This is a genomic window from Tabrizicola aquatica (assembly GCF_002900975.1).
Taxonomy (GTDB): Bacteria; Pseudomonadota; Alphaproteobacteria; order Rhodobacterales; family Rhodobacteraceae; genus Tabrizicola; species Tabrizicola aquatica.
Map to the genome: position 1 here is coordinate 623,145 of NZ_PJON01000002.1, position 24,882 is coordinate 648,026.

The 24,882-nt window shown below is 66.9% G+C and carries 23 protein-coding genes and 1 tRNA gene; 13 read left to right on the top strand and 11 right to left on the bottom strand.

Annotated elements, in window-relative coordinates; translation table 11 throughout:
• Nucleotides 1-2: 2 nt before the first annotated feature.
• Together CXR42_RS11425 and gyrB are read left to right on the top strand one after the other, a co-directional pair.
• Complete coding sequence (locus CXR42_RS11425; protein WP_103257647.1) at nucleotides 3-623, top strand: LysE family translocator; 621 nt, start codon at nucleotides 3-5, stop codon at nucleotides 621-623.
• 80 nt (nucleotides 624-703) lie between these two features.
• Nucleotides 704-3,154 carry a DNA topoisomerase (ATP-hydrolyzing) subunit B gene (gene gyrB / locus CXR42_RS11430; protein WP_103257648.1) on the top strand — a complete coding sequence of 817 codons (2,451 nt, stop codon included), beginning with the start codon at nucleotides 704-706 and terminating at the stop codon, nucleotides 3,152-3,154.
• Nucleotides 3,155-3,214: 60 nt separating this feature from the next.
• Here the strand turns inward: gyrB and CXR42_RS11435 are convergent, their stop codons facing one another.
• Both CXR42_RS11435 and CXR42_RS11440 read right to left on the bottom strand, forming a co-directional pair.
• Nucleotides 3,215-3,775 (bottom strand): dimethylsulfonioproprionate lyase family protein, encoded by a 561-nt coding sequence (locus tag CXR42_RS11435; protein ID WP_103257649.1) that lies wholly within the window; start codon nucleotides 3,773-3,775, stop codon nucleotides 3,215-3,217.
• A gap of 10 nt (nucleotides 3,776-3,785) precedes the next feature.
• Nucleotides 3,786-3,861: transfer RNA gene (locus CXR42_RS11440), tRNA-Arg, on the bottom strand.
• 236 nt (nucleotides 3,862-4,097) lie between these two features.
• Here CXR42_RS11440 and CXR42_RS11445 point away from each other — a divergent pair.
• The gene (locus CXR42_RS11445; protein ID WP_103257650.1) at nucleotides 4,098-5,117 is read left to right on the top strand and encodes a LacI family DNA-binding transcriptional regulator; all 1,020 of its coding nucleotides are present in this window, start codon (nucleotides 4,098-4,100) and stop codon (nucleotides 5,115-5,117) included.
• Nucleotides 5,118-5,129: 12 nt separating this feature from the next.
• Here CXR42_RS11445 and CXR42_RS11450 read toward each other — a convergent pair whose 3' ends face one another.
• The 4 genes from CXR42_RS11450 to CXR42_RS11465 form a co-directional block, all read right to left on the bottom strand.
• Entirely contained in the window at nucleotides 5,130-5,942 is an 813-nt protein-coding gene (locus CXR42_RS11450) for a TylF/MycF/NovP-related O-methyltransferase (protein WP_103257651.1), read from the bottom strand.
• A 201-nt stretch (nucleotides 5,943-6,143) separates the two neighbouring features.
• Nucleotides 6,144-6,569 (bottom strand): NUDIX hydrolase, encoded by a 426-nt coding sequence (locus CXR42_RS11455; RefSeq protein ID WP_103257652.1) that lies wholly within the window; start codon nucleotides 6,567-6,569, stop codon nucleotides 6,144-6,146.
• A 138-nt stretch (nucleotides 6,570-6,707) separates the two neighbouring features.
• Entirely contained in the window at nucleotides 6,708-6,989 is a 282-nt protein-coding gene (locus CXR42_RS11460; protein ID WP_103257653.1) for an NfeD family protein, read from the bottom strand.
• A 1-nt stretch (nucleotide 6,990) separates the two neighbouring features.
• Entirely contained in the window at nucleotides 6,991-7,872 is an 882-nt protein-coding gene (locus CXR42_RS11465; protein ID WP_245875422.1) for an SPFH domain-containing protein, read from the bottom strand.
• A 160-nt stretch (nucleotides 7,873-8,032) separates the two neighbouring features.
• On the opposite strand from CXR42_RS11465, the gene CXR42_RS11470 reads away from it, so the two are divergent.
• From CXR42_RS11470 to lpxK, 3 genes are read left to right on the top strand one after another with little or no spacing between them, the layout of a single operon-like run.
• Nucleotides 8,033-8,278 carry a DUF4170 domain-containing protein gene (locus CXR42_RS11470; protein ID WP_103257655.1) on the top strand — a complete coding sequence of 82 codons (246 nt, stop codon included), beginning with the start codon at nucleotides 8,033-8,035 and terminating at the stop codon, nucleotides 8,276-8,278.
• A 3-nt stretch (nucleotides 8,279-8,281) separates the two neighbouring features.
• Nucleotides 8,282-9,472, top strand: a complete 1,191-nt coding sequence (locus CXR42_RS11475) for a 3-deoxy-D-manno-octulosonic acid transferase (protein WP_103257656.1) — start codon at nucleotides 8,282-8,284, stop codon at nucleotides 9,470-9,472.
• A complete protein-coding gene (gene lpxK / locus CXR42_RS11480; RefSeq protein ID WP_103257657.1) occupies nucleotides 9,472-10,458 on the top strand; it encodes a tetraacyldisaccharide 4'-kinase in 987 nt (328 codons plus the stop codon). The genes CXR42_RS11475 and lpxK overlap by 1 nt, the downstream gene beginning before the upstream one ends.
• Here lpxK and CXR42_RS11485 read toward each other — a convergent pair.
• Genes CXR42_RS11485 through CXR42_RS11495 form a run of 3 tightly spaced genes read right to left on the bottom strand, consistent with a single transcriptional unit; the run spans nucleotide 10,455 to nucleotide 12,749 of the window.
• The gene (locus CXR42_RS11485; RefSeq protein ID WP_103257658.1) at nucleotides 10,455-11,585 is read right to left on the bottom strand and encodes a CaiB/BaiF CoA transferase family protein; all 1,131 of its coding nucleotides are present in this window, start codon (nucleotides 11,583-11,585) and stop codon (nucleotides 10,455-10,457) included. The two genes, lpxK and CXR42_RS11485, sit on opposite strands and share 4 nt — an antisense overlap.
• Nucleotide 11,586: 1 nt before the next feature.
• Nucleotides 11,587-12,210, bottom strand: a complete 624-nt coding sequence (locus CXR42_RS11490; RefSeq protein WP_103257659.1) for a DsbA family protein — start codon at nucleotides 12,208-12,210, stop codon at nucleotides 11,587-11,589.
• Nucleotides 12,211-12,212: 2 nt separating this feature from the next.
• Nucleotides 12,213-12,749 carry a DUF721 domain-containing protein gene (locus CXR42_RS11495; protein WP_245875423.1) on the bottom strand — a complete coding sequence of 179 codons (537 nt, stop codon included), beginning with the start codon at nucleotides 12,747-12,749 and terminating at the stop codon, nucleotides 12,213-12,215.
• A 130-nt stretch (nucleotides 12,750-12,879) separates the two neighbouring features.
• Here CXR42_RS11495 and mutY point away from each other — a divergent pair, with 130 nt between their 5' ends.
• Together mutY and CXR42_RS11505 are read left to right on the top strand one after the other, a co-directional pair.
• Nucleotides 12,880-13,926: an A/G-specific adenine glycosylase gene (gene mutY, locus CXR42_RS11500; RefSeq protein WP_103257660.1), complete on the top strand. Its 1,047-nt coding sequence runs from the start codon at nucleotides 12,880-12,882 to the stop codon at nucleotides 13,924-13,926.
• A gap of 75 nt (nucleotides 13,927-14,001) precedes the next feature.
• On the top strand, nucleotides 14,002-15,117 hold the full coding sequence (locus CXR42_RS11505; protein WP_103257661.1) for an alkane 1-monooxygenase: 1,116 nt from the start codon (nucleotides 14,002-14,004) through the stop codon (nucleotides 15,115-15,117).
• On the opposite strand, the gene CXR42_RS11510 is transcribed toward CXR42_RS11505, so the two are convergent.
• A complete protein-coding gene (locus CXR42_RS11510; protein ID WP_180996038.1) occupies nucleotides 15,114-15,956 on the bottom strand; it encodes a class I SAM-dependent methyltransferase in 843 nt (280 codons plus the stop codon). The two genes, CXR42_RS11505 and CXR42_RS11510, sit on opposite strands and share 4 nt — an antisense overlap.
• 69 nt (nucleotides 15,957-16,025) lie before the next feature.
• Here CXR42_RS11510 and CXR42_RS11515 point away from each other — a divergent pair, with 69 nt between their 5' ends.
• Nucleotides 16,026-17,189: a glycosyltransferase family 4 protein gene (locus CXR42_RS11515; RefSeq protein ID WP_103257663.1), complete on the top strand. Its 1,164-nt coding sequence runs from the start codon at nucleotides 16,026-16,028 to the stop codon at nucleotides 17,187-17,189.
• Here the strand turns inward: CXR42_RS11515 and CXR42_RS11520 are convergent.
• The gene (locus CXR42_RS11520; RefSeq protein WP_146038052.1) at nucleotides 17,180-18,886 is read right to left on the bottom strand and encodes a hypothetical protein; all 1,707 of its coding nucleotides are present in this window, start codon (nucleotides 18,884-18,886) and stop codon (nucleotides 17,180-17,182) included. The two genes, CXR42_RS11515 and CXR42_RS11520, sit on opposite strands and share 10 nt — an antisense overlap.
• Nucleotides 18,887-19,024: 138 nt before the next feature.
• Between CXR42_RS11520 and CXR42_RS11525 the strand changes: the two genes are divergently transcribed.
• The 4 genes from CXR42_RS11525 to CXR42_RS11540 are packed head-to-tail and all read left to right on the top strand — an operon-like array spanning nucleotide 19,025 to nucleotide 24,669.
• Nucleotides 19,025-20,017 (top strand): autotransporter outer membrane beta-barrel domain-containing protein, encoded by a 993-nt coding sequence (locus CXR42_RS11525; protein WP_146038053.1) that lies wholly within the window; start codon nucleotides 19,025-19,027, stop codon nucleotides 20,015-20,017.
• A gap of 38 nt (nucleotides 20,018-20,055) precedes the next feature.
• Nucleotides 20,056-21,030 (top strand): hypothetical protein, encoded by a 975-nt coding sequence (locus CXR42_RS11530; protein WP_103257666.1) that lies wholly within the window; start codon nucleotides 20,056-20,058, stop codon nucleotides 21,028-21,030.
• Nucleotides 21,023-22,651, top strand: coding sequence for a hypothetical protein (locus CXR42_RS11535; protein WP_103257667.1), 1,629 nt, complete (start codon nucleotides 21,023-21,025; stop codon nucleotides 22,649-22,651). Before CXR42_RS11530 ends, CXR42_RS11535 begins: the two co-directional genes overlap by 8 nt.
• On the top strand, nucleotides 22,648-24,669 hold the full coding sequence (locus CXR42_RS11540) for a DUF2298 domain-containing protein (protein ID WP_103257668.1): 2,022 nt from the start codon (nucleotides 22,648-22,650) through the stop codon (nucleotides 24,667-24,669). Before CXR42_RS11535 ends, CXR42_RS11540 begins: the two co-directional genes overlap by 4 nt.
• Nucleotides 24,670-24,882 lie beyond the last annotated feature (213 nt).

Genomic DNA, 24,882 nt, shown 5'->3' on the forward strand with positions numbered 1-24,882 from the left:
GAATGAGCGTTTCGCTATACGAGCTTGCCCTCTACGCGCTGGGAATGGCCGGGCTGTGGATCGTCCCCGGGCCCGTCTGGGTGGCGCTGACGGCGCGCGCCTTGGCGGGCGGTTTCGCGGCGGCCTGGCCCCTGGCGATCGGCGTTGCGCTGGGCGATCTGATCTGGCCGCTGGCCGCGATCCTGGGGCTGTCCTGGATCGAAAGCGCCTATGGCGACTTCCTGGCGGTCCTGCGCTGGGTGGCCGCCGCGATCTTCCTGGTGATGGGCGTGATGCTGATCCGCAAGCCGGCCGCCGCCCTGAATGCCGACAGCCGGCTGACCCGGCCGGGCATGTGGGCCGGCTTCACCGTCGGGCTTGCCGCCGTCATCGGCAACCCGAAGGCGATCCTGTTCTACATGGGCGCCCTGCCGGGCTTCTTCACGCTGGACCGGCTGACCGGGCTGGATGTGGCGGCCATCATCGCGCTGTCGGCGCTGATCCCGATGGCGGGAAACCTGGGCCTTGCCCTCTTTCTCGACCGGGCGCGGCGGCTTCTGTCCAGCCCGGAAAGCGTGCGCCGGCTGAACGTGATTTCGGGCGCGCTTCTGATCGGCGTCGGTCTGGCGATCCCGCTGCTCTGACCCCCAAATCTTGTGGGTAAGGGGTGACATTCCCCGGCCAAACCGCTATAAATCGCGGGCAACGACAAGGGTTCCCACGCATGGCTGACCAGCCCAAGAACACCGCCTCTTACGGTGCTGATTCCATCAAGGTTCTCAAAGGGTTGGAGGCCGTTCGCAAGCGGCCCGGCATGTATATCGGCGACACGGACGACGGCTCGGGTCTGCACCACATGGTGTATGAGGTCGTGGACAACGGCATTGACGAGGCGCTGGCCGGTCACGCGACCGAAGTCGTGGTCAAGATCCATGCCGACGACAGCGTTTCGGTCCGCGACAACGGTCGTGGCATCCCCGTCGACATGCACGCCGAGGAAGGCGTCTCCGCAGCCGAGGTCATCATGACCCAGCTGCATGCCGGCGGAAAATTCAACAACACGGACGAAGGCGGCAACGCCTACAAGGTCTCGGGCGGTCTGCACGGCGTGGGCGTTTCGGTGGTGAACGCGCTGTCCGAATGGCTGGAACTGACCGTCTGGCGCAACGACACAGAATACCGCGCCCGGTTCGAGGATGGCGACTGCACCGTCCATGTGCATGAGGCGGGCCCCGCGCCCGGCAAGAAGGGCACGATGGTCCGCTTTCTGGCCAGCGCCAAGACCAACCGGCCGGAAGGCACGTTCTCGAACCTGGAATACAGCTTCAAGACGCTGGAACATCGCCTGCGCGAACTGGCCTTCCTCAACTCGGGCGTGCGGATCGTGCTGGAGGACGAGCGCCACGCCGAACCGCAGAAGATCGAGCTTTTCTACGAAGGCGGCGTCCGCGAATTCGTCAAGTATATCGACCGGTCCAAGTCCTCGGTCATGCCCGAACCCATCTACATGGTGGGTGAAAAGAACGGCATCGGGGTCGAGGTCGCGATGTGGTGGAACGACAGCTACCACGAAACCGTACTGCCGTTCACAAACAACATTCCCCAGCGCGACGGCGGCACGCATCTGGCCGGTTTTCGGGGCGCATTGACCCGCACGATTACCGGCTATGCGCAATCTTCCGGCATCGCCAAGCGCGAGAAGGTGGATTTCACCGGCGATGACGCGCGCGAGGGGCTGACCTGTGTGTTGTCGGTCAAGGTGCCGGACCCCAAATTCTCCTCCCAGACCAAGGACAAGCTGGTCAGCTCGGAAGTGCGCCCGGCGGTTGAAAATCTGGTGAACGAAAAGCTGTCCGAATGGTTCGAGGAAAACCCCGGTCCCGCCAAGATCATCGTCGGCAAGATCATCGAGGCGGCTTTGGCCCGCGAGGCCGCCCGCAAGGCCCGCGAACTGACCCGCCGCAAGACCGCGCTGGACGTGGCCAGCCTTCCCGGCAAGCTGGCCGATTGCCAGGAACGCGATCCCGCCAAGTCGGAACTTTTCCTGGTCGAAGGTGACAGCGCCGGCGGTTCCGCCAAGCAAGGACGCAGCCGGTCGAACCAGGCCGTCCTGCCCCTTCGCGGCAAGATCCTGAACGTGGAACGGGCCCGCTTCGACCGGATGCTCGGCAGTCAGGAGATCGGGACACTGATCACCGCCCTTGGCACCGGGATCGGGCGGGATGAGTTCGACATCAAGAAGCTGCGTTACCACAAGGTTGTCATCATGACCGACGCCGACGTCGACGGCGCGCATATTCGGACGCTGCTGCTGACCTTCTTCTTCCGCCAGATGCCGCAGCTGATCGAGGGCGGCTACCTCTACATCGCCCAGCCGCCGCTGTACAAAGTCGCCCGCGGCAAGTCCGAGGTCTACCTGAAGGACCAGGCCGCGCTTGAAGATTACCTGATCGAGATGGGCACCGAGGGCGCGGTCCTGCGCCTGACCGATGGGCAAGAGATTGCCGGCAACGACCTTGCCCGCGTGGTCGAGGCTGCGCGCCAGTTCCGTCGGGTGCTGGACGCCTTCCCCACCCACTACCCCCGCCCGATCCTGGAGCAGGCCGCCCTTGCCGGCGCTTTCGATCCGGGCAAGGCCGACGCTGACCTTCAGGCCGTTGCCGACACCGTCGCCCGCCGCCTGAACATGATCGCGCAAGAGTTCGAGCGTGGCTGGTCCGGCCGCATCACTCAGGACCACGGCATCCGCCTGTCCCGCATCCTGCGCGGGGTCGAAGAACTGCGCACGCTGGACGGTGCCGTCCTCCGCTCGGGCGAGGCGCGGCGTCTTTCCCAGGTCGCCGGGCAGACCCGCGATCTCTACCGCGACCCCGCCCGCCTGGTGCGCAAGGATCGTGAGCAGGCAATCCACGGGCCCATCGACCTGCTGAAGTCGATCCTGGCCGAGGGCGAAAAGGGCCTCACGCTTCAACGCTACAAGGGGCTGGGCGAGATGAACCCGAACCAGCTCTGGGAAACCACCCTGGACCCCGAGGCGCGGACGCTGTTGCAGGTCAAGGTCGATGACCTGGCCGAGGCCGACGACATCTTCTCCAAACTCATGGGCGATGTTGTGGAACCCCGGCGCGAATTCATCCAGCAGAACGCGTTGTCGGTCGAGAACCTGGACTTCTGACCAGGCGCAACGGCGATTTCCGAACGGAAATCGTCACGGAAATCTCCGATTTCCGGCGTCTCACAGCGGCAGGTACCACAGCGCCAGAAACGGGCCTTCGCCCGACCGCATCGCATGGGCGATCCCCGGCGGGTTGTAGATGCAGCCCGTTGGCCCCGGATCTGTCCAGTCCATCGCGGCGTTCCACCATTCGCCCGGTGACAGCGGCAGATATACCTCTTCGGGGGCGTGATCGTGCTGCGGATACGCCATGCCGGGCGCCATCACCGTTGCGCCGATCCACAGGTCCGACCGCACCTCAAATCCCCCCGGTCCCAGGATCACCGCATTGGCGTGCCCGTCCCAGAACCGCTCATCCGGCCGGGCCGATGCGCGCCTTGTCCAGGCCAGCTTCCCCTCGACCGCCGCAAAGGCCCGCGCCAGGTCCGACCCCCGCCCCGCCAGCGCCGGCGCGATCCAGTCGCACACCGGCAACCGAGCCGCCGCCCCACCGCTGGCGCCCACCGCCCCGAACCGCGCGATCACCGTCTCGGCCACGCGCAGCGCCTCGCCGTGGCAGGCCGCCCGCAAGGCCGCTGCCGACGCTGTCAGGAACCGTTCAAGCTCTCCCGCCCTGCGCATCTGTCCCCGCTGGCGACCCCGGCAGGACTTGAACCTGCAACCTTCCCCTTAGGAGGGGGACGCTCTATCCGTTGAGCTACGGGGCCACACCCTCGTCATGCGATGAATTCGTTGCCATTTCAACCGCCGCAAAAGAAAAGGGGAGGCAAGTTTGGCCCACTACCCCCCCTTTGGTCCGCCACATCCGGGTTGAGAGCTTGCATGGACGCGGCAGATATGGCCAGCACTGGCGGCTGTTAGCGCAAACATAGCAGGCGAAAGCGCCTTGGACAAGCCCCGCCTTTGGCGCTAACAATGGGGAACCCTGCCCCGGAAGCCCACCGTGACCAAGCCGACGCCCGACCCCCGCCATACGCTGACCCTTCGCGACGTGTCCGAGGCGTCCGGTGTCTCGGAAATGACCGTCAGCCGCGTTCTGCGAAACCGGGGCGACGTCTCGGCCCCGACCCGCGCCAAGGTGCTAGAGGCCGCGCGCGCCCTGGGCTACGTCCCGAACAAGATCGCCGGGGCGCTGGCCTCGCAGCGCGTGAATCTGGTCGGCGTGGTGATCCCGTCCCTGTCCAACATGGTTTTCCCCGAGGTGATGACCGGCATCTCCGAGGTGCTGGACGGCACCGGTCTGCAACCCGTCGTCGGCGTCACCAACTACCTGCCCGACCGCGAGGAATCCGTCATCTACGAGATGCTGTCCTGGCGCCCCTCCGGCATGATCATCGCGGGCCTGGAACATTCCGCCGCCGCCCGCGCCATGCTGGCCCGCGCCGGCATCCCGATTGTCGAGATCATGGATATCGACGGCGATCCCATCAACCATGCCGTCGGCATCTCGCACCGCCGCGCCGGCCGCCAGATGGCCGAGGCGATCATTGCCGCCGGCTACCGCAACATCGCCTTCCTGGGCACGCAGATGCCGAACGACTTCCGCGCCAAAAAGCGGTTGGAGGGGTTTGAAGAGGCGCTGGCCAAGGCGGGCCTCGCACTGGTGGACCGCGAATATTACTCTGGCGGTTCGGCGCTGCTGAAGGGGCGCGAGATGACGGCAGCGGTCCTGACCCGCTCGCCCAAGGTGGATTTCCTGTATTATTCCAACGACATGATCGGGGCAGGGGGCCTGCTCTACTGCCTGGCCCAGGGCATCGACGTGCCCGGCCGCATCGGCCTTGCCGGCTTCAACGGGGTCGAGCTTCTGGACGGCCTTCCCCGCAAGCTTGCCACGATGGACGCCTGCCGGTTGGAGATCGGCCGCAAGGCCGCCCGCATCATCGCCGACGCGCCGGAGTCCTCGCAGGTGGAAGAGTTGTTCCCGACGCTTGAGCCCGGCGATACGATTCGTCGACCCTAACGCCCGGACCAATCAAGCGGCCATGGACGCAGCTTCCGGCTTGATCCAATAGCGCACATCCGCCGTCACCACGTTCAGGAACGGGCGCTGCGGGAGCCCTGCCAGCAGTTCGTCCACGGCCTTCTGACAGCCCTCATAGGTGCCATAGTCATCGACGATCACGAATCCGCCGGGGACGACCCGCTCGTACAGATGGTCCAGGCAGATCTTGGTCGATGCATACCAATCCCCATCCAGACGCAGAATGGCGATCGGCCCGGTCTCCACCACCGGAATGGTATCCTGGAACCACCCCTTGTGGACCAAGGTGGCCTCTCTGCCATAGCCCAGTTCATCCGCGATGAAGCGTTCAACCAGTTCGGCATCGCCCGGTCCGCCCAGATGGTCATAGACGCCGGTCAGCGACTCCATCTTGCCGGTCAGGGTGGTACGGTCGCGGCCAGCAAATTGCTTGACCTCGTTCAGCGCCCGCTCTCCATCCAGTTCGGGGTCCGGTTCGCAAATATTGTCGAAGATGTCGAACAGATGCAGCGGCCGACGCGTTGTGGAATAAGCTTGGTTGGCCAGGGCCATCAGACCGGCAGCACCGCCCTTCCACACCCCACATTCGACGAAGGCGCCGGGAAGTCCGGCAACCTCGCAATGGCGCACCTGCGCCCAAAGCGAAAGCAAGGCCGGATGGGCGATCATGGTCCGGTCGCGGACCCGCGGAATCGCCAGTTCTGCCGCAGCCTCGTGATCAAAGCCAAGCCTCGGCGCGCTTTGCTTGTCGCCCCGTCGTGCAGAGCGTGAAATCAGCTTTCGCAGTTCGCGTCTCAGACCCATTCAACTCGCTCCAATCCACAGTTCGGCAGCTGGGCAACCTCGGCCGAAGCTGCATAGCCTTTGCCAGCTGTCTCTGGTCGCGTAAACGCAAATCTGCGGTTGCACGATGGTCAGGGAGCGACCGTCCCTCCCGGCAAGTCAGGTTTCTGGCGGCCGATTGGGTGCCTTGAAAGCGTGGCGTCACAGGTTCCCCCTGGCGGGTCAAGCGGGCAAGCCGCCAATCTCCCCCCAGACGATCCCCACGCGCCGCTGCATCTCGGGCACCGCCTTTGCGTGGGACAGGAATCCTTGAACGGGCATCAACTCCCAGCCCTGGCCCTCGTCGCCAAAGCGGATGCGGCCAATTTCCTGGCGGGTCAGCCAGCCGCCAAAAAAGACCGAGTCCCTTGCGGCGTCGATGATCGACGGGAAGGTCCGCCGCCAGATCAGCCGGTCGGGGGGAAGGTGCAGCCCGAACTCTTCTTCCAACTCGCGCAGCAGGCAGTCCTCGGGGCTTTCCGCCCCCTCGCGCCCGCCGCCGGGCAGGTCCCACAGGCCGGGCCAGCGCAGGCCCGGTGTCGCGTCGCGCAGGTAGACCAGGACAGAGGCCCCGCAAAAGAACGCCGCCTTGGCGCCGACGAAGGCCACGGCCTAGGCGTCGAAAAGCCGGGGTCCGGCCTCGATCCGTCGCAAATGCCGCCGGTTCAGAAAAGTAAACGCGCGGTTAATGCCCGCGCGTAAGCCTTTGTTCTGATTTGGTAATGCGATTCTGTCCACCGTGGACACTCACGGGTTGTCGTTGATATCCCGGTCCCAGATCTTCACCTGGCCCTGCCGCACCCCCATCGTCCGGCGCAAGATCAGCCAGGCGACCAGCGAGGCGACGGCGAAGACCACCAGCAGCGCCGGCAGGCCGGCCGGCACGCCGACCGCCACCACGATCCCGGTCAGCACCGCCCCGATGGCGAACCCCAGGAAGATGTAGCCGGGGGCAAGGATCTCCAGCACCCCCAGGGCGAAGCCCAGGACCACCCAGGCCCACCAGGTTCCGGCAAGCTCGGTCAGCATGTCACGGCCGTCCTTTCAGCATCTTGAAGGCATCCCCGAAGGCCTCCAGCATGTTGGCCGGAAGCAGGATCGTCTGCTTGCCCGTCCCGGAAGCGATGGCCTGCATCGCCTCGACCTGCTTCAGCGCGACCTGATACTGCGCGGCCTCCAGACCGCTTTCCTTGATCGTCCCCGCGATCACCCCGGTCGCATAGGCCTCGGCATCCGCAGTCACCCGCTTGGCCTTGGCCTGCTGCTCGGCGGCATAAAGGTCGGCGTCGGCGGCAAGTTCGACGGCGCGTTTCTTGCCCTCGGCCTCCATCACCTGCGCGCGGCGGGCCCGTTCGGCGTTCAGCTGCTGGAGCATGGCCGACCGCGTCGCCTCGTCCAGGTTGACGTCCAGGATTTCGGCCCGCGTCACCTCGACGCCCCAGTCGTCGACCATCGCCGTCACCTGCTCGCGCACCCGTTCGATCAGCTGGGCGCGGTTGGACTGGACCTGGTCAAGCTCCAGCTTGCCGATCTCGGACCGGACGATGCCGGCCACCGTGGTCGCGATGGCGCCGTCGACGTCGCGGATCCGGTAGACGGTCTTTTCAGGTTCCGTGACCCGGTAGAAGACCGAGGTCTCGACCTTGACCAGAACGTTGTCGGCCGTGATCGCATCCTGGCTGGCCGTGGGCAGCTGCCGCTCCAGGACCGAGACCTTGTGCGCGATGCGGTCCAGGAAGGGCACCAGGAAGTTGATCCCCGGCCCGAGGACCGAACGCAGTCGCCCAAATCGTTCGACAACATGCTTTTCGGATTGCGGAACGATGCGGACCCCCAGGAAGATGCTGAGGATAATGAACAGAGCAATAAAGATGTAGACCAGCGGCCAGCCGATAAGGTCTTGGAATTCCACGGACAACCCCCATGTTAAAAAGTGGGCGCACCCTGCGCCGACAGTAATGTTGCCCTTCATGACCTGCAGCGCAAGTCCTGACTGCCGGAATACAGGCCCCCATCTTCCCCCGGAGTGCCGAAGGCGATAGGTTCGCCGCGTTCAAATCACGGAGTCTGCCATGACCCAGCGCCTGCACCTTGTCTTCGGCGGCGAGCTTACCGATCCGCAAGTGAACGTCTTCCGCGACGTTTCGAAGATTCACATCGTGGGCATGTTCCCGAACTATGAAACGGCCTTCCAGGCGTGGAAGGCCGAGGCCCAGCGCACGGTGGACAATGCCCACATGCGTTATTTCATCGCCCACATTCATCGTCTGCGGGACGAGGCCAAATCCGGGTCGACGACCGAGGAACTTGGCGCGTAAATCATGCCGGCTTCGCTGGGACTGACGCTGTACAACCTGGGGCAGCGGCGCGAGCCGGGCGCCGGGGCCGCCCGGCCGGTACGGCCGGCCGGGCGTCTGGTCTGGCTGCATGCGCCCAGCGAATCCACGGCTGGCGCGATGCTGGCTCTGGCGCACCGATTGGCCGAGGAGGACGGGGTTGGTGTCCTGCTGACCTGTCCGGGCCAGCCTACGCCAAGGGCGGGCGTGATCCTGCAGCCGCCGCCTGCCGACACCCCACCCGAGGCGCGGGCCTTCCTTGATCATTGGCGTCCCGAAGTCGCGGTCTTCGCCGATGGTGAGCTTCGTCCGGCCGCGATGCACGAGACGGCCGAGCGGAAGATCCCCATGCTGATGGTAAATGGCCAAAACCCTGCCTTCCTGCGAGAGCGGGACGGCTGGTATCCCGGTCTGATGCGGGCGCTGCTGTCGCGCTTTCGCCATATCGGGTGCGTGGATGAGACTGCCGCGCGCGCCTTTCGCAAGGCGGGTGGCGCCCTTTCCGCGGTGGCAGTCGTCGGCCGGATGGAGCAGGAAAACAGCGTTCCGCCCTGCCTGGAGGCGGAGCGCGCCGCCCTTGCCCGGATGATCGCGTCGCGCCCGGTCTGGTTCGCCGCCGGGGTGCCCGAGAATGAAGAAACTGCCGTAATCCAGGCGCATCGCATTGCCGTGCAGCACTCGCACCGGTTGCTGATGATCATGATGCCACTTGATCCGACACGCTCTGCCGTCCTGGCGCAGCGGCTGGAGGATGAGGGCTGCATAGTCGCGCAGCGGTCGTTGGACGAAGAGCCAGAGCCCGAGGTCGAGGTTTTCATCGTCGACAACCCGGCGGAATATGGGCTGTGGTATCGGCTGGCGCCCATCAGCTATCTGGCCGGCAGCCTGATCGGCAAGGGGCCAACGCGCAGCCCGGCAGAACCTGCGGCCCTTGGCTCGGCCATCCTGCACGGGCCGCGCACCGGGGGCCATGGGCCGCTGTTCGGGCGACTGGGTGCGGCGCGGGCGACGCGGGCCGTCGCCTCGGCCGTCGATCTGGGCGAAGCTTTGGGCGACCTACTTGCGCCCGACCGCGCGGCGCGTCTGGCCCATGCGGCCTGGTCCGTGATCAGTGACGGGGCCGAGGTGACCGAGGCCGTGATGAACCGGGTGCGTGCCATCCTGGACGACGCCTGATGCGCGCGCCCGGCTTCTGGTGGCGTGCCCCCAGCCATCCCGGGCTTTGGCCGCGCCTGCTGGCGCCCTTGGGCTGGGTCTATGCCGCAGCGACGGCGCGACGCTTGCGGCAAACGGGGTATCGGGCATCGGTCCCGGTCATCTGTGTCGGCAATCTGGTGGCTGGTGGGGCGGGGAAAACTCCGACCATCATCGCCTTGATCGAGCGGCTGACGGCGCGCGGCCATGCGGTGCATGTGGTTAGCCGGGGCTATGGTGGCCGGCTGGAAGGCCCGGTGCGCGTCACATCGGACCATCAGGCCGAGGAAGTTGGGGACGAGCCGGTGCTGCTGTCCGCCTTTGGTCCGGTCTGGGTAGCGAAGGATCGGGCCGAGGGCGTGCGCGCGGCCGAGGCGGCAGGCGCGCGGGTGATCCTGCTGGATGACGGGTTCCAGAATCCGGCCGTCCTGCCATCGCTGGGGTTGGTCGTGGTGGACGCGGCAAAAGGGTTCGGCAATGGCCGCTGCATCCCCGCCGGTCCGTTGCGAGAGCCGGTGGCGGTCGGCCTTGCCCGGGCGGATCTGGTGCTGACCATCGGGGATGCGGCGGCGCAGGCGCGGTTCGACGCCATTTGGGGCGCGGCGGTCGCGGTTCCCCGGCTGCAGGCGCGGCTGGAGCCGTTGCAGATGGGGATGGACTGGGCCGGGCAAAGGGTGCTGGCCTTTGCCGGCATCGCTGATCCTTCGCGTTTCTTCGCGACGCTGCGGGGCGAGGGGGTAGAGCTGGTCCGCGGCGAGGCCCTGTCGGACCACGAGATGCTGTCGGAAACCCTTTTGCGCCGGCTGGAGGCCGAGGCGGCCGGGGCCAGTGCGCAACTGGTCACGACCGAGAAGGACGCAGCGCGACTGCCCCCAGCCTGGCGGCCGAAGGTGTTGACGCTGGTGGTGCGGCTGCGGCTGGCGGACTGGTCGGCGCTGGACGCGGCCTTGGACCGGCTGGGGCTTTAGTCCTTCAGAACCTCGTCCTGGTGCTGCCCCAGTCTGGGGGCCGGGCGGTCGAACGACAATTTCGCACCAGAGAAGGTCATCGGGCTGCGCACCCCGGGCAGCCCCTCGGGCGCGATTTGCAGGTTGCGGGCGATGACCTGCGGATCGGCGAAAACCTCGGCCATGTTGTTGATCGGCCCGGCGGGAACGCCCTCGGCCTCACAGGCTGCCAGAAGGTCGGCCTTGGCCCAGGTCCGCGTCGCGGCGGTCAGGCGGTCCGTCATCTCGGCCCGGTGGGCGATGCGGTCGGCGTTGGTCAGGAATTTCGGGTCGGTCGCCATGTCGTCCAGGCCCAGAAGCCGGCACAGGCGCTGGTATTGGCCGTCGTTCCCGGTCGCCAGGATCAGCCAGCCGTCCTTGCAGTCGAACACCGCGTAAGGCGCTAGGTTGGGATGCGCGTTGCCCATCAACCCCGGCGCCTTGCCCGAGGCGAGGTAGTTCATCGCCTGGTTCGCCATGATGCTGGTCGCCACATCAAGCAGCGCCATGTCGATCTGCTGCCCCTCGCCCGTCCGGCCGCGCTGGACCAGGGCCGCAAGGATCGCGGTGGCCGCATAGACGCCGGTGAAGATGTCCGTCACCGCGACGCCCACCTTCTGTGGCTGGCCATCGGCCGGGCCGGTCACGCTCATCAACCCGGACATGCCCTGGATGATGAAGTCATATCCCGCGCGGTGGGCATAGGGGCCGGTCTGGCCGAAGCCGGTGATCGAGCAATAGATGAGCCGCGGGTTCAGGGCGCGCAGGCTGTCGTAGTCCAGTCCGTATTTCGCCAGCCCGCCGACCTTGAAATTCTCGAGCACCACGTCGGCGTCGGCCACCAGGCGGCGGACGACCTCTTGCCCTTCGGCCGTGCGGAAATCGCAGGTGATCGAGCGTTTGCCCCGGTTTGCGGCATGGAAATAGGCCGCGGTCTTTTCGCCCCCGGCCTCGATGAACGGGGGGCCCCAGCGGCGGGTGTCGTCACCTTCCGGGGCCTCGACCTTGATCACGTCGGCGCCCAGGTCGGCCAGGGTCTGCCCGGCCCAGGGCCCGGCCAGGATCCGCGCCAGTTCGATGACGCGGATGCCCTCCAGCGGCGCGGGCATGTCAGCCGGCCAGTTCGGCGTCGATGATCGCCTTGAAGTCGGCCCAACCCATGTTGGAATGCTTGGCGCCGTTGACGAAGATCGTCGGCGTTCCGGTCACCCCGTCGGCGGCCATGTTCGCCTCGAACTGCTTGATCAGGGCTTCGGCCTTGGCCTGGTCGTTGAGGCAGGCATCCAGCCCGGCCTGGTCCAGACCCGCTGCAAGGCCGATCGTCTTCAGCTTGCCGACAACCTCCATCGGGTCCTGCGAGGCGGCCCAGTCCTGCTGCTGGTCGAACAGCATGTCGTGGATGCCGAAGTACCGCATGTCGCCACCACAGCGCGCCACCATCGCGGCCCAAAGGCCGTAGCGGTCGAAATAGACCTCGCGCAGGGTGAAGTGGACCTTGCCGGTATCGATGTATTCGGCCTTCAGGTTCTTGAACACGTTCGCATGGAAGGTCGCGCAGTGCGGGCAGGTGTAGCTGGCGTATTCGACGATCTTGACCGGCGCATCGGGCGAACCCAGCGAAAAGTCGCCAGGGGCCGCGGTCGCGGGGTCGGCCTCTTGTGCCAGCGCGGGGGGCATCGCTGCGGTCGCGGCGGCGGCAAGGGCGATCATTGCGCGGCGGTTCAGTTTCAGCATCGTCAGGCGTCCTTCTTCATGCGCGGGCGAGTTAAGATGTTTTGCGCCAGCTGTTCAAGGGCACTGCGCAAGCCGGGATCGGCGATACCGTCGGCGGTCTCGCGCGCCTTGGCTTGCACGGTGGGGTCGGGTTGCCGCGCGGCTTTGGGCGCGGGGGCGAATTCGGCCTGACCCTCGGCAAAGCCGGTGGCTGCGGTCTGGGTCAGGTGGATGTGGCTGATCGCCGCATAGCCGTAGACGGCGTTCACGCGTTCCTTCAGAACCGGCAGCGCCATCTGGACCATCGGCGCCTCGGCCGCCTTGACCAAAAGCGTGAGGGTGGCACCCATCCCGCCCTTGCCGTAACCGATCTTCACCGGCCGGGTCTTGCGCGCCATTTCCTCGCCCGCAACCTCGGGCCAGTGGGTCAGCAGGCGCGCGACGGCAAAGCCCCGCGATTCGCCGGCGGCGCGGACCGAATCCTTCATCAGCCCGAAAGCGGACTCGAACCCGCGCATGCGGTGTTCGCCAGAGGGAGAGGTGAGCGGTTTGCGCGCCATTTGGCTGTATTCTATCGCGGCAGGGCGGTCCTGCCAGCAGGCATTGCGTTTCAGACCATAAAGATCGCGTGACGCGAGGGTGAGGCTTCGGCCTCTGGCATTGCCGCCCGCAGCCGCTATCTTCGCCGCGATGACCGATGACCTATCCGCCCAGCTTCTGGCCTGGTACGACCGCCACGCCCGCGTCATGCCCTGGCGCATCGCGCCCCAGGATCGGGCCGGGGGGGTGCGACCCGATCCCTATCGCGTCTGGCTGTCCGAGGTGATGCTGCAGCAGACCACGGTCGCGGCGGTGAAGGATTATTTCCACCGGTTTACCGCACGCTGGCCGACGGTGGCGGCGCTGGCGGCGGCCGAGGATGCGGCGGTGATGGGGGAATGGGCGGGGCTGGGCTATTATGCCCGGGCGCGGAACCTGCTGAAATGCGCGCGGGCCGTGGTCGCGGATCATGGCGGGCAGTTTCCCACGACGCGCGCCGGGCTGTTGGAGTTGCCGGGGATCGGGCCCTATACAGCCAGCGCCATCGCCTCGATTGCCTTCGACGAGGCGGCGACGGTGGTGGACGGGAATGTGGAGCGGGTGATGTCCCGGATGTTCCTGGTCGAGACGCCGCTGCCCGCCGCCAAGCCCGCGATGACCGCCTTGGCCCAGAGGCTGACCCCGGTGGACCGACCCGGCGACTATGCCCAGGCGGTGATGGACCTGGGCGCGACGATCTGCACCCCGCGCAGCCCGGCCTGCGGGATCTGCCCCTGGAGCCACGCCTGCGCCGCCCGGGCCGAGGGGGTCCAGGCCGAACTGCCGCGCAAGACGCCCAAGGCGGACAAGCCGGTGCGGCGGGGCACGGTCTGGCTGGCGCACCGCGACGGCGCGGTCCTTTTGGAGCGGCGACCCGAGCGCGGGCTTCTGGGTGGGATGCTGGGCCTGCCTGGCGATGGTTGGGATGGCGCGGGGGGTGTGGTGCCGGCCGAAGCCGACTGGCAGGAGTTGGGCGAGGTGCGCCATACCTTCACGCATTTCCATCTGATCCTGCAGGTTCTGGTGGGCCGGGCCGAGGGGACGGCCGCGCGGGGCGATTGGGTCCAGATGACCGACTTCCGACCCGCCGACCTGCCCACGGTGATGCGCAAGGCCTGGGACCTGGCCAGGGTTGGCATCGTTGAGAAATTGCCTTGAATTGTGGGTAACGAGCGGGCTGCTACTCTGCACCGCCTCTTTCGCGCTGCTGTCCGTCGCACTAGATTGCCGGGGATGAGCCCTGTGCCCCTAGCCCTGCCGTTCTGGCTGTCGATGTGCCTGCCACCGCTTGCGGTGGTGGGCATGGTCTATGGCGGCTGGACCATCGCGCTGTTGCCGATCTCGACCTGGTGGCTCTTTACGTTGCTGGACGCGTTGACCGGGCTGAATCGCGACAATCCCGACCCCCATGCGGATGAAGGCGCGTTGACCTGGCACAAGGCGGTGACGCTGGTCTGGTTCCCGGTTCAGTTCGCGCTGCTGGTCGCAATGCTATGGTATGTGCCCCGGGCCGACCACCTGGATACGGGCGAACGGATCGCGCTGTTCTTTGGGATGGGTGTGGTCGCCGGGACCATCGGGATCAACTACAGCCACGAGTTGATGCACCAGAAATCGCGGCTGGAACGCTGGCTGGCCGATCTTTTGCTGGCCTCGGTCCTGTATTCGCATTTCCGGTCCGAACATCTACGGGTCCACCATATCCACGTCGGCACCCCGCGCGACCCGGTGACGGCGCGGTATAATGAGGGGTTCCATCGCTTTTTCCCGCGCGTGCTGCTGCAATGCCCGCCGTCCGCCTGGCGGGCCGAGGTGGCAATGCTGGCGCGCAGGGGGCTGCCCTGGTGGCACCGGTCGAACCCGTTCTGGCGCTATGCCGTTCTGCAGGGCGCGATGCTTGCGCTGGCGATTGCGCTGGGCGGATGGTCCGGGCTGGGGCTGTTCCTGGTGCAGGCCGTCACGGCGATCTGGCAGCTGGAGCTGGTGAACTACATCGAACACTACGGCCTTACGCGCCGGCATCTGGGCGAGGGCAAGTATGAACACGTCCTGCCGCGCCATAGCTGGAACGCTGAGCACAGGGCGTCGAACTGGCTGCTGATCAACCTCCAGCGTCACTCGGACCATCATTACAAGCCTGACCGCCGTTTCCCGCTGTTGCAGACCTATCCCAAGCACCAGGCGCCGCAGTTGCCCTACGGCTATCCGCTGATGACGATGGCTGCGATGGTTCCGCCGATCTGGAAGCGGCTGATGAACCGCAGGGTCAAGGCCTGGCGCAAACGGCACTACCCGGACGTCAGCGACTGGCACCCCTATAACAAGGGGCTGAACCCGGTCGCGCCCTAGGGTTTCCGCGCCGCCAGGCACAGGTTCTGGCTGGTCCGGCTGGCGGTCTGGTCACGGTTCAACCGGTCGACCAGACGGATCAACCCGACCCCCCAGGCCACCGGGTTCAGCAGCCGGGGACGAGGGCGTGCCTCGACCGCGCCGCCGCGCAGCCCGCCGGCGGTCCATCGCTTGGGCAGGAAACCGCCCTCCAGCAGCGCGCGGCCAAAGCCGTAGACCAGATTGTGGGTGAACGGCAGGCAAAAGCGGGTCTGGCGGATCACCGGACCGGGAACCAGGCCGGCGGCGGAAACCTGTTCCGACAGCTGAACAGGACGGTAAAGGCGCTCGTGGTTCGCCCAGATGCCCGCGAAAAGGCCAGAGCGAATGGGGCGCAAGCGCATGCACTCCAGCAGCCAGTTCACCGGATCCCAGGCAAAGGGGTAATCGGCATTCGGAACCGTGGCCAAGAATATCCCGCCCGGCTTCAACACGCGGGCGACCCCGGCCAGTGCCGCGGCGGGGTCGGTCAGATGCTCCAACACTTCGGACATGACTACGGCATCGAAGTGGGCATCCGGCAACGGCAGGTCCTCGGCCCGGGCGGAAAGCACGGTGAAACCCAGAGCGGCGGCCTTCCGTTCGGCTTCGGCGCGGGGCAGGGGGTCAAGCTCTACCCCCGTCGCGATCAGCCCCAACTCGGCATAAAGCGGCAGGTAGAAGCCCTGCCCGCAGCCCAGGTCCAGCACCCGTGCGCCGGCTGGCAAGGCCGACAGTTGCGCCAGAATCCAGGCCGCCCGGCGGCGGAAGGCCGGGTCGGGCTCCATCGGGTAATGGCGGTCGACAAGATCGTAGCGCATCGGGCCTTGGTTGCCTTGGGGATAGTGCGCAGCTAGGCTAACGGCCAACTCCCGGATGAGAAAGCGATAATGCCCGCCACCCCGACCGCGCGACCGGGCCTTCTGGTCTGCCTCAGCTACTATCATCCCAACGTCTCGGGCCTGACGATTTCGGCCGCCGAACAGGCCGAAGAGTTCGTCCGGCGCGGCCACCCGGCAGCGGTGATCAGCGCGCGCCAGACGGGTGCCCCGGCGCGCGAGGTGATCAACGGGGTGCAGGTTTTCCGGTCCTGGATGGCTGGCCGCATCGGCAAGGCGCCGATCATGCCGCTTTACCCGTTCACCATCTGGCGGGCGCTGGACGGGATGGCGATGGTCGGCATCCACATGCCCTGCCCCGAGGCCGGCATGGCCGCCCTGATCGCGCGACTGCGCGGGCGGCGGGTGATCGTCAGCTATGTCACCTCGATCTCGACCGCGGACCGGGGCAGCCGGATCGTCCGGGCGCTGTCGGCCGCGTCGCATCTGGTGGCAGGCGTGCTGGCGGACCGCATCCAGGTGGTGTCGCAGGACTATGCCGAGAATTCGACCTTCTGCCGCCTGTTCCGCCGGAAACTGCGCTATGCCGTGATCCCGACGCCCTTCCCGCCGGAGGAGCAGCTGTTCCAGGCCTTGCGCCGGCCAAAAGGCGACGGACCGCTGCGGGTGGGCTATGTGGGCCGGTTGGCCCGGCAGAAAAGCCTGGGCATCCTGCTGCAGGCGATGGAGGGGCTGTCAGAGCGGATCGGGCGCGAGGTGGTGCTGGACCTTTGCGGCCCGGCCGCGGACATCATCGGCGAGACGGATTGGCAGGCAACGCTGCAGGCGGCAAATGCCTCCGAGGGCCGGATCAGGTATCACGGCGTTCTGCACGGGGCGGCCTTGCAGGCCTTCTACGGCGGGTTGGACCTGCTGGTCCTGCCGTCCACCGACCGGCAGGAGAGCTTTGGCCTGGTGCAGGTCGAGGCGATGCTGCAGGGCGTGCCGGTCGTCGCCTCGGACCTTGCCGGGATGCGCGAGCCGGTGCGGCAGACCGGGATGGGTCTCTTGTCCCGCCCGGGCGACCCGGATCATCTGCGCGAGTGCATCGCACGGGTGCTGACCGAGGGGCCGCCCCAGCGCGCCGACCTGGCCCGCTTGCGGCAGCTTTTCGGGCCAGACACCTCATGCGCCCCCTATTTCGACCTGGCCGAGGAGATTGCGCGTCAGTCCTGACCGGACAGGATGCGCTCCACGGTCGCGCGGTCGAAGCAGGGCAGCTTTCGCCATATCTGAACGATCGGATGATCGTAGACCCGCCACGGTTCCTGCGCGAAACTGTCGTCGAAGGGCAGGCCGGGCAGCGGATAGCCCCGGTCCAGATACAGGACCCGTTCAAAACACAGCCGCCCGTCCAGCAGCGCGGCGTAGTAGCGGGTGACGGTCGGAAAGCGTTCCGGCAGGCGGGGCATCACCTCGATCACCCGGCCGGAGGAAATGGAGATATACTCCGCCTGATCAAGCGCCGTGGCGATAAGCCCGGCACGGGCAGGCTCTTCGAAGTCGGTCAGGCCAAGGGGCACGAAGGTGAAGGGGCCGGGCATCTGGCTCCAGTCCCGTGCGGGGAAGGTCTGCCAGACGGGAAGGCCATCGTCCCAGGCAGTTTCGAAACCGATGGCGGTGTTCTCGGGCAGTTGGCGCATCCATTCCGTGGCAAGAAGCCGGGGATGCTGGCCGTCGTGCAGTCGGATCGTGCCCCAGCCCCACCACAAGGACAGCGCCACGGCCAGCGCCGCCAGGGCTGGACGCGTCAGGACCGGCGCTGCCAGGATCGCCGCCAGCGGCAGGGCCGGCGCCAGATAGCGCAGGGCGCGGACCTCTCCCGTCGCGTTCAGCGCCAGATGTGCGACGAGGGCGGCCAGGACGACCAGGGCAAGGGGGCCTGCCGGACGGCGCAAGAGGCCGGCCAGGGCAGCCAGGCCCAACACCGGCCCCGTGCCGAACAGCAAAAGGTCGCGGGCCAGCGCCCAGGTGGGATAGCCAGCCTGCCAGAACCAGTTCGGCGGCGGATTGGGGTCAGCGATATAGGCGCGAACTTCGGCGAAATCCGCCAGCATGTCGGCAGACGGCCAAAGACCCCAGAACCCCGGCCCGGAGAAGGCCGATGGGTTGGCGATCCGATAGGTCAGAAGTGCGATCACAAACCCGGTCAGCATCACCCCGGCCGCCCATGCCGACCCGCGTACGCGCCAGGCCAGCGCGACGACGACCAACGCAGGCAGTCCCAGCGCGACTGTCGTCACCTTGCAGGCCCCCGCCAGCCCCGCCAGCAGCCCGGCTGCCGCCGCCTGCCCCATGCCTCCGGTCCCGCGGGCCAGCACGGCCAGGGGCAGCAGCGTCCAAAGGCACAGCGCCGCGAGCCAGGCATCGACGGTGTAGAAGTTCGCCAGTTGCAGCGAGGTCGGTGCCAGACCGGCCAGAGCCGCCGCCGCGAGGGCTGCAACCGGTCTGGTGGTCAGTCGCAGTGCCAGAATGAACACGGCAAGGACACCGCTTGCCTCGACCGTCGCCGTCAGCATCCGTCCCAGCCAGAGGGTCGAACCCCAGTCGGTCAGCCCGATCGCGCGGCCAATAAAGGTGACCACCAGCACCGGCAGGTCGCCATAGACGTAAAGCCGGCCCTCGGCCCTGGGGTCCAGCGGCGAGTCGGGGCCGAACCAGATCTCCCACCAGCCGCGCCCCTCGGCCAAGGCCGCTTCGACCGCGCGCTGCATGTCCTGGGTGACAAAGACCATGTGGCGTTCGTCAGGGTGCAGGTTGGCCCAGCCGTCCCAGGCCGTGCCCGCCAGTCGCAGCCACAAGGCAGTGGCGAAGAGGGCGACAACAGCCAGAAGCACCGGAAGCGGAGGGTCAAATCGTGGTCCGGCCTGCACCGAAGACTCCTTCATCTGGCGTCGCGCAGCCCGCGCTCGCGCCACCATCCTGCTTTTTCCATGGCTGGGGCGCCAAGGCGATTGGAAATATGCACAGGTGCTGATACCCTTCGGCAGATCGGTAGCCATGGCCCTGACATGTTGCACAGACTTGCCACGCGGATGACAGCGTTTCTGGGGGTGGCCCTGCTTTGTGCCGCCGGGATCGCACATGCCGACAACATCCCGGGTTCGCCGGCACAAGTGGTGCCGGAACTGACCGAAGCCGCGGCCGACCTGCAGGTTCGGTCGATCAAGGACAACATGCGCCCCCTGCGCGAACCTGGTTCGGCAGGGATAAGCATTTCCACATCGGGCGTGGTCGACGGGATCGGCGGCAGCTTCGGGGCCGAGATGCCTTTGGCCCTGCGGCTGGACTATCGCGACCTGGACACGGATCGGCTGGATGGCTCGCTGATGGCCGGAAGCGTGCTTCTCGGCCGCGCGATCGGTGACCGGACGCTGCTTTTCGGCGGCCTGATGACCGAAAGGCTGGATACCGATACCCTGTACAATAATGGCTGGATCGAAGCGCAGGGCCTGGGCCTGGCGCTTGGCCTGGACTATCGGGCCAGCGACCGCCTGTTCCTGACCGGCATCCTGGGCCACATGGCGCTGGACTATGATGTCAGCCGCAATGGCGGGATCACCGGCAGCTTCGATGCCCGCCGGACCTTCCTTGACCTTAGCGGCGATTACCTGACCCGGGCCGGCAAGGCTGACCTGATCTTGGGCTTCGGTCTGCTTTACGTCACACAGAAGAACGACGGCTACGCGGAAAGCGGGGGCGCGCTGGTCGACGGTTTCACCAGCGACCGGCTGACGGGCAAGCTGTCTGCCCGCACCTTCTGGGGCCAGCCGGGCGACATGCGTCCCTACGTCGATGCCGAGGGGTTCTTCCGGCTTTCGGGCTCGACCGGGTTGCCGACCGCGCTTGATCCCGGGGATGAGGCCGATTGGTCGGCCCGGTTGGGCGTCGGGGTTCAGCAGAGCACGTCAGGCTCTGGGTTCGACGCCGGGATCGGTGCGAATTTCGGTGACGACGCGTTCGAAGGGTTGGACGCCAAGTTGAGATACACGCTGCGATTCTGACCTTGCGTGAACAGTCCCTGGCCATTGGGCTTCCACTGGTGGTGCTTGCGGTTGGCTTTGCCCTTGCCGACACAGGCGCCGGTCGCGCCCTGGGTGATGCCGTTGCCACGGGTCTGGCCGGTCTGGCTGCACCGCTGCTGCGCATGCTGGAGCCGGGTTTGCAGCAGATCGGAACCGAGTTGCGCAGCCCCGAAGGTTGGGCCGTGCGGGTCAGCGAGGTCTGCGATGGTCACGGCCTGGTCATCTCGCTGGCGGCGGGGCTCGCGGCGCTTGCACCGGGATGGCAGAGCGGCCTGGTCCGGCTGGCGGTCGGTCTTGTGGCCATCCAATTCTTTAACCTGGTGCGGATCGTCGCATTGGCTGTGACGCTGGACGGTGCGCCCGCTGCCTTCGATCTGGTTCATGCCGGGGTCTTTCCCTATCTGACGGTCGCCTTGCTGGCGCTGTGCCTGTTGCCCCTTCGCCCGGCTGTGGGCCTTGTGGCACTGGCATTGCCGCTGGCTCTGCTGTGGTTGCCCTTTGCTGATACGCTTGCGGCCGTGTTCGTCCCTGCCGCCAACCTGGTGCTGTCGCTTTTGGCTGGGCCCGAGATTGGCGAACTCGCGCTGCGGACGGCCGGTTGGACGGTCGGCACCAACTTGTTGGCTTCGCCCGAGGGAGAGGCCGTGCGCCGCTTCCTTGCCCCGTTGCGTCCTGCCGACTTTGCCCTTGCGGTGCCGGTTCTGCTGGCCGCGGTGCTGCTGGCGCGGCGGCCACTCTGGCTGGCGGGCGCGATCCTCGCCATCCTTGCCGCGTTGTGCATCGCCGCCGTGGCAACCGTCTGGACCCTGGCCGAGGCCCGGGCCCCCGCGACGGTCCTTCTGCCCGATGGTGCCGGCGGGCTTGTCGCCCAGCCCTTTGCACCGCCGCAAACTGGGGTGACGCTTTTGCGACTTCTGCAAAGTGTGCTGGTGCATCTGAACCTGCTTGTCTTGCCGATGCTGATTCTGGCCAAGGGGGGATCGCGTGACTGAGGCCCGCCTGACCAGTTCCCGCTGGCTGTTTCCTGCCCTGATCCTGGTGGCCCTGGTGCTTCGCCTGCAGGGTCTGGATTGGGACGAGGGTCGCGGCCTGCATCCGGACGAGGGCAATCTGGTCCGCGCGGCGGCCGCGCTGGGCTGGGGCCGGCTGATCCCGGAGTTTCATGCCTATAACGACCTGGCGCTTTGGCTGCCAAAGCTGGTCGCCATGCCCTTCTGTGACGGCAGTGACACTGGCTGTCTGCGTCTTGTCGCCCGTGCGTTGTCGGCGCTGTTCTCGACGCTGGCTGTCCTGGCGATGGCGGGCATTGCGCTGCGTCTGGCAGGATGGTTGGCGATGCTGGCCACGGCGTTGCTGGCCGCGACCTCGGCGCCGATGGTCCAGTGGGCGCATTTCGGCACGACCGAATCGGCGCTTGTCCTGGTGGTCGCTGGCTTGTGGCTGCATGCCCTTCGCTGGCAGGGGGGAGAGATCACGACCGGGCGCATGGCCCTTGGCTCGGCCTTGATGCTGGGTTTGGGGTTCGGCTTCAAGTCCTCGGCCCTGGTGGCCGCTGTGATTCCGCTGATGGCGCTGGTGCTGAAGGGCAGGCCGGACGCCCTGCGGCTGAAAGCCCTGGCCTGGGCGCTGCCGCTTACCGCCCTGTTGGCGCTGGCTGCGGCGCCGTCACTGATCTTCGCCACCCAGGACTGGCTGGCGACGATGCAGTTCGAGAATGGCGTGGTCCAGGGCACGCTTCCCGTTTTCTGGACGCGGCAGTTTGAAGGCGGGTCAGGCCCGGTCTACCAGTTGCGGCAGTTGTGGGGGGCCGTGGATGGGGCCGGACTTCTGCTGGCGCTGGTGGGACTGGTTCTGCTGCGCGGGCGGCAGATCTGGGGGATCCTGCCCGGCCTGGCCTTTGCCCTGGTCTATGCCGGTCTGATCTTCGGCTGGCATGCCGCCTTCTTCCGCTATCTGGCACCGCTGTTCCCGGCGGTTCTGGTTCTGGCCGGCGTCGGTGCGGCAGTCCTTTTAAGCCGGCCGTCGCGGACGGGGAGGGCACTTGCCATGGCGGCAATGGCACTGATGGCGGTGACCGGGCTGGATCTGGCTGCAAGCTATCAGGCCCGCGACCCCCGGTTGAACGCCGAGGCCGCCTTGCTGGCGCGCGTCCTGCCGGGCGAGGTCGTCGCGATCGAGCCCTATGACACCCCCCTGACAGGAGGGTCGGAGGCCGTTGTCCTGCCGCTGGATGGGGGCGATGCGCTTGCCATCGCAACGCCGCTGTCTGGTGCCGACTGGCTGCTTGTCGCAAGCCGGCGAAACTGGGGTGTCCTGCCAGGAGTGCCGGGTTCCGCCCCGCTGGCCTGCAGCTACTACACCGCCCTGGTCCGGGGCGAACTTGGCTTTCGCGCAGTTGCAACTTTCCGGCGGGCTTCGCCCTTGGGCCTGCTGACCGAACCTGGCATCAGCGGCGAAGAAACCAGGGTCGTCTTTGACCGGCCGACCCTGATCCTGCTGCGCAACGACCTGCGTCTGGATGCCGGCGCGATTGCGGCACGTATTGCGGCGGCACCAGACCCGGCTGCCTGCACACCAGCGGCCTTGGCCGAAGCCTGGGCGAGGCCACGATGATCGGCAGCCTGCCCCCGGAACAGTTGGCGGAAGCTGCGCGCTGGTTGATGCTGTTGGCGTTGGCTGGGGCGCTGGCGCGGCCGCTGGCGTTGCGGCTGATGCCGGCGGAAGGTGGCGGCTGGATCACCGGAAAGCTGCTTGGCTGGCTGGTCGTGGGCTGGGTGCCCTGGCTGCTGGCCTCGTTCCAGATCCTGCCCTTCGGCAGCGCCAGCATGGCCGGGCTGCTGCTTCTGGCGTTGCTTGCGCTCTGGTTCGGCCCCGGCCCGCGGGACTGGCGCGGCTTTCTGATGGCCGAGGCCGGGTTCCTGGTGATGTTCTGGCTGGGCCTTGCCGTGCGACTGCAGGCCCCGGACCTGACCGGCCTGGAGAAGTTCACCGACATGGGCTTTCTCACTGCGGTCATGCGGGCCGAGGTCATGCCGCCGCAGGATGCCTGGTTCGCCGGACACGGGTTGAATTACTATTACGTCGGCCAGGCGATGGTCGGGGCCTGGGGCAAGCTTGCCGGCATCGCCCCGGATCACACCTATCAGCTGGCGATGGCGACGATCTTCGGACTGGTGGCGCTGGGCGTGTTTCACCTGGTTGCACGCCTGGCTGTCCCATGGGGCGCCCGGTTCGCGGCGGTGCTGGGAACAACCGGGGCACTGCTGGCGGTTTATGGCGGCAATGGGCACTCGGTCCTGTACACGCTGTTCCGCAGCTGGATGCCGACCACAAAGCCCGAGTTCTGGTACCCCGACTCCACCCGCTTCATCGGTTTCGACCCTGACGGGCCGGACAAGGGCTTTACCGAGTTCACCTCCTACGGCTTTGCCGCAGGGGATCTGCACGCCCATCTGGTGGCGACGCCGCTGTTCCTGCTGGCTGTGGCGCTGGTGCTGTCGATCCTGCGTCAGGGGCTGCGAGGGGTGATGCCCACTGCCCTGCAATCGGCCGCGTTCGGCTGGCTGCTGGGCCTGTCTTTCGCGATGAACAGTTGGGATCTGGCAATCATCGGTCTGGTGGCAACGGTCGCCCTGGCGGTGCTGCTGTCCCGGCCGACCGGGGGGGTGATGCCTTCGTTCGCGATCAGGGCCGATCACCTGGGGGCGTCGGCAGTGTTTGCGCTGGTCGCGGCGCTGGCCACGCTTGCCCCGTTCCTTGAAGGCTTTCGGCCCTTTGCGAACGGTGTGCTGCCGGTCGCGCAGCGTACGCCGCTCTGGCAGCTGCTGGTCGTCTACGCCCATGTCCTGCCGGCACTTGCGCTGATCCCCGCCCTGGCCATGCGCCGTGCAGCGGTTGGGCCGGTTTTGCCGCTGGCTGTCGTCGCGGTGGCTGGAATCCTGCTGGTCGCCATACCCGAGGTTGTCTACCTGAAGGACATCTACGGCGAGGATCATGCCCGCGCCAATACCATGTTCAAGCTTACCTTCCGGGCGCAGACCCTGCTGATGGTGGCGGCTCTGGCTGCTTTGGCCCCGGCCTTCGCGCGCGGGCGGGGGTGGACGCTGGCTGGTCTGGCCGCCATGCTTCCCCTGGGCCTGACCCTGACCTACCTGCCGCATGTCCACGCCCCTCCGTCGGTGATCCGCAACCTTGACGGACTGGCATTCCTTGGTGACGAGCGCGCGCTGGTCGTGGCGGCCGCCGGCCTTCCGCTCGGCCCGGGCGAGGCCCTGGTCGAGGCCTCGGGCCAGTCTTTCACCGGCTCATCCCGGGTCTCTGCCTTGACAGGCCAACCGGCCGTAGTGGGCTGGGCTGGCCACCAATGGCTGTGGCGCAACGATGTGGACGCGGCCTATGGGCGGGCGAATGACGTGGACCGGTTCTATGTCACTCAGGACCGGGCCGAACGGTGCCGCCTCGCCCTGCGTTACGGCATCCGATACGTCGTCATCGGCCGGATCGAGCGTGAGCGGTATCCTGATCTGGACCTGCCAGGCCTGACCGCTCTCGGCGCATTGGTGCATGAAAGCGCTGGTGGGTTGATCCTGCGGATAGATCCCGGGGCATGTCAGGCGAGCGATTTGCAGTGATGTGCCTTGCCATGCAGATCGGTTGCCTGATGCGGGTGTTCTCTGTTACGGTGATTTACGGTATTCATTCGGGTGGGGCTCGTCAGATGACGCTTCGGGCGGGGTTGATCGGCGGCCTATCGGCAGCAGCCATTTTCCTGGTCGGTCTGCCCATTGCGGCGCAAACTGATGCTGTGTCCGAAACGCCGACCCCGACCCCGACGCCGACTCCCG

Coding starts and splice junctions, on each gene's coding strand:
- CXR42_RS11515 (WP_103257663.1), top strand. CDS start 16,026: ATGCCCGCCACCCCGACCGCGCGACCGGGCCTTCTGGTCTGCCTCAGC.
- CXR42_RS11450 (WP_103257651.1), bottom strand. CDS start 5,942: ATGGGTCTGAGACGCGAACTGCGAAAGCTGATTTCACGCTCTGCACGA.
- CXR42_RS11460 (WP_103257653.1), bottom strand. CDS start 6,989: ATGCTGACCGAGCTTGCCGGAACCTGGTGGGCCTGGGTGGTCCTGGGC.
- CXR42_RS11505 (WP_103257661.1), top strand. CDS start 14,002: ATGAGCCCTGTGCCCCTAGCCCTGCCGTTCTGGCTGTCGATGTGCCTG.
- CXR42_RS11425 (WP_103257647.1), top strand. CDS start 3: ATGAGCGTTTCGCTATACGAGCTTGCCCTCTACGCGCTGGGAATGGCC.
- CXR42_RS11490 (WP_103257659.1), bottom strand. CDS start 12,210: ATGCTGAAACTGAACCGCCGCGCAATGATCGCCCTTGCCGCCGCCGCG.
- CXR42_RS11540 (WP_103257668.1), top strand. CDS start 22,648: ATGATCGGCAGCCTGCCCCCGGAACAGTTGGCGGAAGCTGCGCGCTGG.
- CXR42_RS11525 (WP_146038053.1), top strand. CDS start 19,025: ATGTTGCACAGACTTGCCACGCGGATGACAGCGTTTCTGGGGGTGGCC.
- mutY (WP_103257660.1), top strand. CDS start 12,880: ATGACCGATGACCTATCCGCCCAGCTTCTGGCCTGGTACGACCGCCAC.
- CXR42_RS11510 (WP_180996038.1), bottom strand. CDS start 15,956: ATGCGCTACGATCTTGTCGACCGCCATTACCCGATGGAGCCCGACCCG.
- CXR42_RS11470 (WP_103257655.1), top strand. CDS start 8,033: ATGACCCAGCGCCTGCACCTTGTCTTCGGCGGCGAGCTTACCGATCCG.
- gyrB (WP_103257648.1), top strand. CDS start 704: ATGGCTGACCAGCCCAAGAACACCGCCTCTTACGGTGCTGATTCCATC.
- CXR42_RS11475 (WP_103257656.1), top strand. CDS start 8,282: ATGCCGGCTTCGCTGGGACTGACGCTGTACAACCTGGGGCAGCGGCGC.
- CXR42_RS11485 (WP_103257658.1), bottom strand. CDS start 11,585: ATGCCCGCGCCGCTGGAGGGCATCCGCGTCATCGAACTGGCGCGGATC.
- CXR42_RS11495 (WP_245875423.1), bottom strand. CDS start 12,749: ATGGCGCGCAAACCGCTCACCTCTCCCTCTGGCGAACACCGCATGCGC.
- CXR42_RS11435 (WP_103257649.1), bottom strand. CDS start 3,775: ATGCGCAGGGCGGGAGAGCTTGAACGGTTCCTGACAGCGTCGGCAGCG.
- lpxK (WP_103257657.1), top strand. CDS start 9,472: ATGCGCGCGCCCGGCTTCTGGTGGCGTGCCCCCAGCCATCCCGGGCTT.